Origin of the sequence: Bartonella sp. AC70YNML, assembly GCF_042196545.1 — a bacterium.
In the GTDB taxonomy this organism is placed as follows: Bacteria; Pseudomonadota; Alphaproteobacteria; order Rhizobiales; family Rhizobiaceae; genus Bartonella.
In genome coordinates this window covers 330,760-342,170 of record NZ_JBHIQK010000001.1, presented here as the reverse complement: position 1 = coordinate 342,170, position 11,411 = coordinate 330,760, and the positions used below count along the sequence as shown (strand labels likewise).

The following is an 11,411-nucleotide window of genomic DNA, read 5'->3' as shown; positions in this document are numbered from 1 at the left end:
TGCTCTCCTTAGTTACAAGGATAAGAAAACTTCGAATTAATGTTAATAGTGTGCTAAGTTTTTCATGGTATGCAAATCTGCATAAATAATTAATCGGAGAAAATAGAAGAGTGTTATCTCGTTGTGCCTTTTTAATTGCAGCACTTTTGGCTTTGGCTGGATGTGCTACACGTCAGTCAGATATGTCATCGGTACCTTTTCAACAAGTTCGATACATTCCACCAGAAATACAGGCTTTGTATGGTCCTGTAACGAATGAGGCCTATTCGTTACCTGCTGTTGATCTTGCGACAATTGATCCAAAATATTGGCGACAAGAGGTGATTTATTATACATCTTATGCGCCTGGAACATTGGTTATAGATACGCAAGAGTGTTTTCTTTACCTTATTGGTGAAAATGGAAAAGCTTTGCGTTATGGGATTGGTGTCGGTAAAGAAGGCCTAGCATTTGAAGGTGAGGGGGTTATACAGCGCAAGCGTCGGTGGCCAAATTGGGCTCCTACTGCAGCTATGATGGCTCGAGAACCAGAACGTTATGGTCATCTTGGGAAAGGAATGCCACCAGGGCCCGATAATCCATTAGGTGCGCGGGCACTTTATTTGTTCAAAAATGGGAAAGATACACTTTTCCGTATTCATGGCTCACACGAATCGTGGTCAATTGGGCGTGCTATTTCAAGTGGGTGTATCCGTTTGCTTAATCAAGATATTATCGATCTTTATGATCGTGTTCCCGTTGGTTCGCGTGTTGTGGTATTGCAAAACAATAGGAGTATTCCTACAGTTTATAGTCAACAATCAAATGGTTACGATCCGCTACAATCGACCATTCAGCCAAATGATTTTTTTTAATTTAGGGGAGAAGATTGGAGAGAGCCGTTTGGGTATTTTGGTTTGCTGTTCAATCTTCTCTTCCTCCAAAAAAAGAGTATAGACCTCTTCTCTGTTTCAAAAGATATGTACAAATATCATTGTTCTATTTGCTAGCTTTCATATTTTCCCAACAGGTTTTGCCTTTGAGGAAATTTATAAGAGGCATTTTTCTTTCTTTTTTCAAAAGTTTTTATCCATATGTCCTCCAACTTGTGAGGTGTAAGCCAATGGTTTTTATGGTTTCATTATTAATAGATTTAAAATAAATCTTGTGATATTTGGCATTTCTATTCAAGAATATAAAACAATTAATTCTTATAAATCAATAAGTTATATGTATAGATTTTATAGAGAAAAGTTGTTTTTTTATTGATGAGAGAAATAAGCTGTTAGGGTCAGTTCTTATTTTTTATTGTTTGTGAAACTTCATTCATAAAGAGGGATTTGTCATCTTTTATAAGGAGAGCGATATTTTTTGCGATTGCCTCTAAGAGAGGGGGAAGCCATTCTTGATCAGATTTGGTAAAATTTCCTAGGACATGCTGATGAACAAGTTCTTTGCTTCCAGGATGACCAATTCCTATGCGTATACGGCAATAATTAGTACCACAATGGGTATCAATAGATTTAATACCATTATGTCCATTATTTCCTCCACCAATTTTTACACGGACTCTTCCCGGAGGCAGGTCTAACTCATCATAAATGATGATCAAATTCTTCAAATCTAATTTATAAAATCGCAAAGCTTCACCGATAGCTTGACCCGAGCAATTCATAAAAGTTTGCGGTTTTATAAGAAAAATTTTCTCATTATCTATGAAACCATTGGAGATTTCTGCTTGAAACTTTTTCGACCATGGAGAAAAAGAGAAGGACTGATAAATGGCATCAACAGCCATAAAACCGATATTATGGCGGTTATTTTGATATTGTAAACCAGGATTGCCAAGACCAGCAATAAGCCACATGTGTATTTTCAGTCAAAGTATGAGTAAGGGTAATGTCTCATAAATTAAGGCGGAAAAAATTTCCGCCTTTTGAGTTTTATGAAGTTTCCGTGTCTTCTTCATCATTTTCTTGTTCAGAGGTTTCATCGCTGACATCCATGCCAGCAGGAGCTGCAATGGTTGCAATGGTAAAGTCTCGATCTTGGATGATGGGAGTCACATCTTTTGGCAGTTGCACTGCTGAAATGTGAATAGAATCACCAATAGAGTAGCTGGAGAGATCAATTTCAATAGCTTCAGGAATAGCACTTGCTGGAGCTGTACATTCAATTTCGTGCCGAACAATATTGAGGACACCACCCTTTTTAAGTCCAGGGGCCGTATCTTCATTGAGGAAGTGGACAGGAATATTCACTTCTACAACGGATTTTGCTGAAATGCGTAAGAAATCTACATGGAGGGGAAAGTCACGCACGGGATCTAATTGATAATCTTTTGGCAAAACCATAATTTTTTGCTTGTCAAGAATAATCGTTGCAATGGTGGTACGAAAGCCACCAGCGTGAATTTTATAGAAAATTTCTTTATAGGGAACTGTTATTGCCAAAGGAGGTTGTTTTTCACCATAAATGACAGCAGGAATAAGACCGTTGCGGCGAAGTTCACGGGAGGACCCCTTACCAACCCGCTCGCGTTTTTCGGCCTTAAGAGTGTAGCTTTTGCTCATAATTTAAGTCCTTTTTACATGATTGGAGATCCTTCAAAAACAATAACAGTTTTTGCATGGATATGAAGATATGCGCTGATAAGCAGCGATTGCTCCATTCTGCGTTGCCTCCAAGGGTGTCTACGCAGAAGTCTGTTCTATAATTCAAACTATTCATAGATGCAAGAGTTGTGGGAAAAATCGATGATTTCTATCGTTAAAAAAGAGGAAATGTTACACATTATGGTACAGGATGGAGAATCAACCAATATGCGCTGATATGTTCAAAATCAAACACTGGAGATGTTATGAAGGTTGAGATTGCCTTGGGTGAGATATCAGAGAGTCGTGCTTTGCATAAATCGATGCCAGCACTTCTTGATTTGGAAGAGTTATTGGCAACACGTCTTCTTGTTCAAGGTAATTCTGGTTCAGGTAAATCACATCTTTTACGCCGTCTTCTAGAACAAAGTGCTCAGTGGGTACAGCATTGTGTGATTGATCCAGAAGGTGATTTTGTAACTTTGGCAGACAAATTTGGTCATGTTATTGTAGAGGCTCAACGGAGCGAACTAGAATTGACGCGTATTGCGCATCGCATTCGACAACATCGGGTTTCTGTAGTATTTAATCTTGAAGGTTTGGATACTGAACAACAGATGCGTGCTGTGGGTGCTTTCCTTGGGGCACTGTTTGATGTGGAACGTGATTATTGGTATCCTATGCTTGTCGTTGTTGATGAAGCACAATTGTTTGCTCCAACTGCTGCAGGAGAAGTTTCTGATGAAGCACGTAAAATTTCACTGAGTGCTATGACTAATCTTATGTGTCGGGGGCGCAAACGTGGTCTTGCTGGTGTTATTGCGACACAACGTTTGGCTAAGCTGGCCAAAAATGTTGCTGCTGAAGCTTCAAACTTTTTAATAGGGCGGACTTTTTTAGATATTGATATGGTGCGCGCTGCTGATCTTTTGGGAATGGAGCGTCGTCAAGCAGAAATGTTTAGAGATCTTGAGCGGGGAAATTTTATCGCTTTAGGTCCCGCTTTATCACGACGTCCCTTACCAATCATTATCGGTTCTGTTGAAACTTTGGCACGCTCTTCTAGTCCTAAATTAATGCCACTTCCAACAGAGCGGGATGATGTGCAAGAGCTCGTTTTTACTGCTTCACCAGAGGAAATTTTAACGCCATTTAAACAAACACGAGAGCCGATGAGGGAAAAATCAATGCACGAGATGTTAGAGGAGGTAGTACATAAAAAACAAGAGCTGTTGGAAGAAAACTTGAGTTTATTTCCTGAACTTTCTGATGTTGAGCGTGACGGCCAAGCAGAACATATTATTCGGGAAATTCTTGAGGATTCTGAGGCTTTTTATCGTTCAACAGCGGTGCTTTATCAAGATTTTTCAGTTCGTTGCCGTATCCATGGTATGTCAAAGGTTCCTTTTAATCTTTCACAATTTCGGCGTAAATTGGCTATTGCTCAGGCTTTTGTTGATGAACAAACGGCTGTCAGTGAACATTGGAAACATATTTTGCAGATATCAGAAAGTTTGGAAGAAGATGTTCAAGGAGTCTTCTTGAACGTGGCTCAAGCCGCATTGGGCGGAAAGCCTTGTCCATCCGATGCATTTTTAGCACGTCTTTATGGGACTCATTCTTTAAGCCGCGTCCGTCGGCTTTTAACCTACTTTGAAGAACGCGGTCTCATTGTTATTCATACGCATTTTAGTGGCCAACGCATTGTTGCATTTCCTGATCTTGGTGTTGAAACAGCACCAGGAGATCCCAAGGAACCACTTTAACCAAATAAGCTTGAAACGGATTGTTCTGCTGCTGTCCTTGCTATTGCTTCTCCCATAAGGTCGGCAATGGGCAAAACACGAATATTATGGGTTTTCTCAATAGCTTGTGTTGGCATGATTGAATCTGTAATAACCAATTCTTTCATCTCTGAATTGGCAATTCGCTCGATTGCATTACCAGAAAGAACACCGTGCGTGATATAAGCTGTGACACTATTGGCACCATGTTTAAGCAGAGCACTTGCTGCATTGCATAAAGTTCCACCTGAATCAACAATATCATCAAGCAAAAGGCAATCTTTTCCCGATACATCTCCAATGATATTCATAACTTCTGATTCACCGGGGCTTTCGCGACGTTTATCCACAATAGCGAGCAAACTGTTCAAGCGCTTGGCGAGTGCGCGCGCGCGCACCACACCACCCACATCAGGTGAAACAACGATAACATTTTCAAGAGAATAATGCACTTTGACATCGCGAGAAATGACAGGAACAGCATAGAGATTATCTGTAGGGATATCAAAAAAACCTTGAATTTGTCCTGCATGAAGGTCCAATGTTAAAACACGATGGGCCCCTGCTTCAGTAATGAGGTTGGCAACAAGTTTTGCAGAAATAGGAGTTCGTGGTCCTGGTTTTCTATCTTGGCGTGCATAGCCAAAATAGGGGATAACAGCTGTAATACGACGCGCAGAAGAACGACGAAGGGCATCAATCATGATGAGTAATTCCATCAAATGATCATTTGCGGGATAGGATGTAGATTGCAAAACAAAAACATCTTGTCCACGTACATTTTCATGCAGTTCTACGAAAATTTCTTGATCAGCAAAGCGCTTTACAGTTGCTTTGCCTAAGGGGATGTTCAAATAATTTGCAACATCTTCAGCTAGGCGTGGATTAGAATTTCCGCAGAAAAGTTTCATAGTAGAACCTCTGAATCATCATGGTAGGAATGCGACACGGTTTTTAATTTCTTTTTATTAAATTGCAAGAAAACAATTACAAAACCATTACAATTTTATTGATTATTATTAAAGAGCTATGCAGTATGTTTTCTCTTTTTCCAAAAGTTTGTTACTTTTAGAGCAAAGTTTTTTCTCCATGCGGCAAAGAAAAACATATTGATTAAGCTTTTTGGTTATTACTTTATAAAAATACTTTCAATATGGGGAATGTTTCATATTTAAGATGAATGAAAGGGAGTAATAAAAAGAAGTATTATCTTGCCTTCAATCATTATAACCAAACATTGAAAATGATCATAGCGAAGGCTATCATATTTTATGGGCTGGTAGATAATTTCGTGAAAAAAGCAAAGTATAATGGGATTTATTTTTATATTTGGGTAAAAAGTTTAGTTTTGCAGTTTTGGTATTGTTCTCAAGCATAAAAGGGGCTCATCTTTTATTTTTCAGCATAATAGCAGAAATTTGCCGTCCGTAATCGGGTTCGTTGCGGTGTATTGCACGGCGATAGGAGAAAAAACGCTGTTCATCTTGATAGGTACAAAGCTCTACACAAGAAGCATTAACACCTGCTTCTTTGAGTTGATTTATAATAAATGCCCATAGATTAAAATAAAAGCGATTTATTTTGTCTGTTTTTAAAAAATATTTTTGGTATTTGCTGTGGTAATCAATAAACTGGTCGTAAAATTCGTTTGTTACTTCATAGTGATAAGGGCCAATACAAGGTCCAAGGACTGCTGTTATTGATTGTCTTTTGGCTCCTTGTTTTTCCATAACAGCAATTGTTTTCTCGATAATTCCATTTAAGCTTCCACGCCAGCCAGCATGAGTTGCAGCGATGACTCCAGCTTGTGGATCAGCAAACAGAATGGGTCCGCAATCTGCTGTAAGAACTCCAATAACGAGTTCTGGGGTAGTCGTAACCAGAGCATCAGCTTGAGGAGGTGCACCGATAGTTGCTTGATGAGCTACGACAACGTTACAGGAGTGTATTTGATTAACTGTGACTAAATTTTGCGCTTCAATAGAAAAATAATTGGCGATCAAAAGACGATTCTGTACGATATGTTCAGGTTGATCATTTGAACCTTTCCCAACATTAAGACTATGATAAAGATTTTTTGAAAAACCACCTTGACGTGTAAAAAATCCATGTTTTATTCCATGGGTGTGTAAAGTAGAAAGATTTTTTGCAAGAATGGGATGAGGGATAGATTTCATAAAAGTTCCTTATGGAGATTATTTAAAGTGAGGATGGAGATGTTCATATTTGTCAATGAATATTTCAGATAATGATGTGTTGATTGACAAAAGCGCCGATCATTAAAATTGGGGAGGTATGGAGATATTTTTATCACTGAAATGTAAAACTTTAAATAATTTTCCCATCTGATCTGGACCAGCGAGCCGTTCAATGTCTTGGCGGATTTTGTCTTGCAAAGGAGCACTTTTGCCAACTCCAAGCTGTTTTGCGCGCTCCAGTAGCCCCATTTTAAAAAGAAACTCTCCTTGCTCTAAGATTTCAGCAAAACAGCCCTGTTCAAGAGCTATGTTTTTTAAAAAAGAAAAATCAACATGGGATGTTAAATCATGTTCACCAGGGGCATCAAAAACATCACGAAATCTATGTTTTGAGAGTGCTTGCAAGGTATCGCCAAAGGCAAGCTCACAAGCACCATAGTCGATAAGTAAAGCAGAACCTGTCACTTGCACTAAATGGTGGCTGATTTGTTGCATGAATTGATGCCGTAAGGGGGCATGTTCAAAAATTGTTCCGTCAGGCACTTTAGAACAATAGGTTTGTAGACAAGAAGAGGGAAGTTTATGCGGGGCAGCAATAAAGATAAAATCTCCATTTTGATTGACTGTAATGCGGCGCTCTTTCCATTTTCCATTGACTTTAATATATTGGTTGATAGGGAGTGTATCGAGAAATTCATTAGCAATGAGGAAGAGAGGTTTTGAAGGAATTTGATTAAAATTTTCAATGCTATGGATTTGTTTTTGATAAGAGCAAAGGCGCTTTTTTTGTTCTTTTGCGAGTTTTTGGCTTATTTCGATCAGAAAAATTTCAGCAGCATTAAATGCCGTTTGAGAGAGCTTTTGGATGGTTCGCAAAATGTCATCCATCAAAGTTCCTCGTCCTGGACCTATTTCAGCGAGAATAAAAGGGTGAGGACACCCTTGAGCTTTCCAGCTCGCAAGAGTCCAAATGCCAATCATTTCTCCAAATAATTGGCTTATTTCAGGTGCTGTAATGAAATCACCAGCACGTCCGAAAGGTGTTTGTGTTTGATAATAACCAAATTGAGGATCTGTAAGTGCCAACGTCATATATTGGCTAACAGTGATTGGTCCATTAAGGACAATAATTTCTTTAATTTTTTCTTTGAGATTGGCCATTTTCTGTCGGTTTATATTTAAAGGCGTGGAGAAGAAGATAAAACCCTACAAGAAGCATGGGAAGAGATAAAGCCATGCCATAGGTAAAACCAGTAGAATGGAAAAGAGTCGAAAACCATTCTGGATCTTCTTGAGGCGCACGGTAAACTTCAGAAATGCTGCGTGTTACTGCGTAGCCTATAATAAATGTTCCTGATACAGTACCGGGACGTTTTAATGCTTTGAACCCAAAAATAAGAAGACACAGGATGATGAAGAGAAGAAATCCTTCCATAAATGCTTCGTAAAGCTGGCTTGGATGGCGCGGTAAATAGTAAGGATCGAGAGGAAAACAAACAGCCCAAGGACGTGTAGTAATATTGCCCCATAATTCTTGGTTGATGAAGTTGCAGATTCGTACAACGCCGATACCAATAGGAGCACCTGCAGCAATGATATCAAACATGGCTCGTATGTTAATATGATTTTTACGGGCAAACCAGATCATAGCAATGATAATACCAATAAGTCCGCCATGAAAGGACATTCCCCCATCCCATACGGCAATAATAGCACTTGGATGGTTAAAATAGTAAATGGGATCCCATACAAGAACTTGTCCTAAACGCCCTCCGACAACAACACTTATGGCAGACCAGACAACAAAATCTCCGATCTTTTCTTTATCCATAGGAGGATAGTTTCTATACCATAGAGATGTTTTTTTTAATAATTTTTGCGCATACCACCAAGCAAAAAGAATACCCAGTACGTAACCAAGTCCATACCAATGAAGTGCTATGGGACCTAGATGGATAATGACAGGATCAAGAAAAGACGGAAAAGCAATGGCTGGACAAGACAAATTGTTCATGAGTTAAGCATCTTACATTATACGAGATGAATATGAAGTGACTCTGATGGTCAGAAATGACAGATGAATACACAATGGTCAAGTCAGTAGGAAGGCTAGTCAGAAAGGGGGGGAGATTTCCACTGATTTATTACGGTAAAAAAATATGGTGATAAAAGGAATATTAAAAAATCTGAAACAAAATCATTATGAAAAATCTGCACAGTATGTAAAATATAGAGTAAAAGGAACAAATTACAGTATCTAAATGTTATGAGAATACGCTATAATGCGTGTGTCAATAATTAAAATTTAAGGAAAAAGGTTATGCGTAATGGATCAAATCGTATTCTTGATGAATTAGCAAAATTAGCAACAGATGCTGCTGACGTTGCGCAAGGCATACGACGTGAAGCTGGAACAGCTTTTCGTGTGCAGGCTGAAAAGATAGCAAACAAACTTGATCTTGTTTCTCGCGAAGAGTTTGAGACTTTTAAGGAGATGGTGCTGAAAATCCATACTGATAATGCTGATTTGAAAAGACGCCTTGATGATTTAAAAAAAGATGATTAAAAAAAACGCAGGCACAAAAAAGTAAAATAGTTTAAAAAAAAGAATCTTCAAAAAAATATCCCCAATTTTTCAATATGATGCGTGAAACTAAAAAATGCTTAATCTTGAGTCTGTTAGAGCGGAGCATTTGTTTATTTTTGATTTTTTTTGGGTAAAAATACATTTTTTTGAATCAGGGGGGCTGGCGCTATCAAATTGTATCAATACACTGAAAAAACTTGATGATTCGTTTCATGATTATCAGGTTTCCCTAAAGAGCGCGATTGTGTTCTAGGTGTTTGTGTTTTGTTGATGTTTTTAATGTGTATTTGTTTGGTGTAAGAGGTTTGATTGTAGCAAATATTGTTACAATTTAAGCGGTTTATATTCTGTTGACAATGTTTTAAGATGATTGAGGATTGTGATGAGGCTTGCATTTTGCGCCACAGAAAGAAAAGAGCACCCTGTTGACTTTATCGAACAGATTGCCTGTGAATATGATTGGTCGTTTGAGCGAGATGCACAAGATGAAATTAGCGTTTGTGTGGAAGGAAAACGCGCAAACTATCGTCTTGCTTTTTCATGGATGGAAGAGCATGAAGCACTTCATTTAGCTTGTTCGTTTGATCTTTCTATTAAAAATGCTCGAACAGCTGAAATACAGCGCTTATTGCTAGCAATTAATGAAAAATTGTTGTTGGGACATTTTGATTACTGGCAAAGGAATAATTCAGTTATTTATCGACAAGGTCTTCTTTTGGCTGGTGGGATGCATCCATCTCATATACAGGTTGAAACATTATTGATACATGCACTTAAAGCCTGTGAAAGCCATTATGTTGCATTTCAGATGGTTGCTTTATCGGGAGAAAGTGCTTACAAGGCACTGCAGTACACTTTGTTTGAAACTGTAGGGAATGCCTAAAACATCAAGTTTGTTATTTTTACAGACGGTTTGCTGAAATATTGCTCATAGGGGGATATCAAGAATAGCGCGCAATCCCCCGAGTGGGCTCTCGTCTAATTGTATATTGCCACCATGGCTGCGTGCTATGTCTTGAGCAATAGAAAGACCAAGTCCTGTTCCACTTGCATCTTGATTTCGCGCTTTATCAAGTCGAAAGAATGGCTTAAAAACTTCTGTGCGCATATTTTCATGAATTCCAGGTCCATTATCATCGATTATCAATATAAAAGATTCTTGTTGAGAGTTAGCTGTTAGTTTAACGGTTGTGCCGTAACAAAATGCATTTGATACAAGATTGCTGACCAAGCGTGTGAAAGCACGTGGACGTACTTGTATTTCTGTAGGACCTTCAATAGTGTAAGAAAATTGACGTTTGTGAAGATGAGCATCGGTGGAGAATTTTTGCATAAGAGCATTTAAATCAAAAGTCTTGACACTTTCACTTCCTTCTCCACGGGCAAAGGCAAGATAATCTTCTAACATATTTTGCATATCACTTACATCTTGCTCAAGCGGTTTAATATCAAAGCCAGTATTTGCTAATGCTAACTGAAGTTTAAAACGTGTAAGAATGGTTCTTAAATCATGACTTACTCCTGAGAGCATCATGGTGCGTTGTTCTATTTGGCGTTCAATACGTTCTCGCATACGTAAAAAAGCGATGCCTGCACGACGGACTTCATCAGCTCCTAGTGGTTGAAATCCTTTTGGTAAGGGACGACCTCGCCCAAAGCTTTCAGCCGCTTCAGCGAGTTGTTGAATTGGTTTTATTTGGTTGCGTAAGAAATAAATTGCTATCAACAATAAAACAAGAGCTGTTCCTACCATCCAGCTTAAAAAAATAGAGGTATTGGAAGCATAGGCTTGGCTGCGTGGAGCGAAGACACGCAAGATGTTGTGACCAAGGTGGATACGGATTTCAACAAGATCAGAATCTCCTACGGTATCGATCCAGAAGGGACGGTTAATTTGTCGGGTAATTTCTTCGCTTAAAAAATAATCAAGAATTGCAAAAAATGGCTTAGGTCCCGGTGGGGGTAAGGGGGCAGGAGAGAGAATAGAAATGTTTAATCCCATACGTTGTTGTGCAATACGCTTGATATCTTCATAGTTATCTTGTTGTGGATATGTTTCAATAATATCAATAATGGCTGAAATATCATGCACGACAGCAGTTGAAAGACGCTCGGTTACCATTTGCCAATGACGTTCCATAAAGACGTAAGCAATAACCGTTTGCAGAAGCACCATGGGAGCAATAATAATGATCAAAGAACGAGCATAAAGCCGTTTAGGCATTTTTTTCGTTAGCCATCGAAAAAAAAATCTTAAAGGTTTGAACAT

Annotated in this window: 11 protein-coding genes; 4 read left to right on the top strand and 7 right to left on the bottom strand. The window is 38.7% G+C overall.

All coding sequences use genetic code 11. The features are described 5' to 3' along the window. The first annotated feature begins 110 nt into the window (after positions 1-110). Entirely contained in the window at positions 111-854 is a 744-nt protein-coding gene (locus ACFIMU_RS01560; protein ID WP_375606349.1) for a L,D-transpeptidase, read from the top strand. A gap of 416 nt (positions 855-1,270) precedes the next feature. On the opposite strand, the gene pth is transcribed toward ACFIMU_RS01560, so the two are convergent. Next, positions 1,271-1,846 (bottom strand): aminoacyl-tRNA hydrolase, encoded by a 576-nt coding sequence (pth, locus tag ACFIMU_RS01555; RefSeq protein ID WP_375606348.1) that lies wholly within the window; start codon positions 1,844-1,846, stop codon positions 1,271-1,273. Positions 1,847-1,922: 76 nt separating this feature from the next. Next, entirely contained in the window at positions 1,923-2,552 is a 630-nt protein-coding gene (locus ACFIMU_RS01550; protein ID WP_375610123.1) for a 50S ribosomal protein L25/general stress protein Ctc, read from the bottom strand. Between the two features lie 287 nt (positions 2,553-2,839). Here ACFIMU_RS01550 and ACFIMU_RS01545 point away from each other — a divergent pair, with 287 nt between their 5' ends. Next, on the top strand, positions 2,840-4,339 hold the full coding sequence (locus ACFIMU_RS01545) for a helicase HerA domain-containing protein (protein WP_375606346.1): 1,500 nt from the start codon (positions 2,840-2,842) through the stop codon (positions 4,337-4,339). Here ACFIMU_RS01545 and ACFIMU_RS01540 read toward each other — a convergent pair. The 4 genes from ACFIMU_RS01540 to lgt form a co-directional block, all read right to left on the bottom strand. Continuing rightward, a complete protein-coding gene (locus tag ACFIMU_RS01540) occupies positions 4,336-5,268 on the bottom strand; it encodes a ribose-phosphate pyrophosphokinase (RefSeq protein WP_375606345.1) in 933 nt (310 codons plus the stop codon). The two genes, ACFIMU_RS01545 and ACFIMU_RS01540, sit on opposite strands and share 4 nt — an antisense overlap. A 474-nt stretch (positions 5,269-5,742) precedes the next feature. Then, positions 5,743-6,534: a peptidoglycan editing factor PgeF gene (gene pgeF, locus ACFIMU_RS01535; protein WP_375606344.1), complete on the bottom strand. Its 792-nt coding sequence runs from the start codon at positions 6,532-6,534 to the stop codon at positions 5,743-5,745. 102 nt (positions 6,535-6,636) lie between these two features. Next, positions 6,637-7,716, bottom strand: coding sequence for a class I SAM-dependent methyltransferase (locus ACFIMU_RS01530; RefSeq protein WP_375606343.1), 1,080 nt, complete (start codon positions 7,714-7,716; stop codon positions 6,637-6,639). After that, positions 7,691-8,569, bottom strand: a complete 879-nt coding sequence (gene lgt / locus ACFIMU_RS01525) for a prolipoprotein diacylglyceryl transferase (RefSeq protein ID WP_375606342.1) — start codon at positions 8,567-8,569, stop codon at positions 7,691-7,693. The genes ACFIMU_RS01530 and lgt overlap by 26 nt, the downstream gene beginning before the upstream one ends. A gap of 306 nt (positions 8,570-8,875) precedes the next feature. Here lgt and ACFIMU_RS01520 point away from each other — a divergent pair, with 306 nt between their 5' ends. Further along, positions 8,876-9,121 carry an accessory factor UbiK family protein gene (locus tag ACFIMU_RS01520; RefSeq protein WP_375606341.1) on the top strand — a complete coding sequence of 82 codons (246 nt, stop codon included), beginning with the start codon at positions 8,876-8,878 and terminating at the stop codon, positions 9,119-9,121. A 403-nt stretch (positions 9,122-9,524) separates the two neighbouring features. Continuing rightward, positions 9,525-10,025 carry a YbjN domain-containing protein gene (locus ACFIMU_RS01515; protein ID WP_273724125.1) on the top strand — a complete coding sequence of 167 codons (501 nt, stop codon included), beginning with the start codon at positions 9,525-9,527 and terminating at the stop codon, positions 10,023-10,025. Between the two features lie 45 nt (positions 10,026-10,070). Here ACFIMU_RS01515 and ACFIMU_RS01510 read toward each other — a convergent pair whose 3' ends face one another. Then, on the bottom strand, positions 10,071-11,411 hold the full coding sequence (locus tag ACFIMU_RS01510; protein ID WP_375606340.1) for an ATP-binding protein: 1,341 nt from the start codon (positions 11,409-11,411) through the stop codon (positions 10,071-10,073).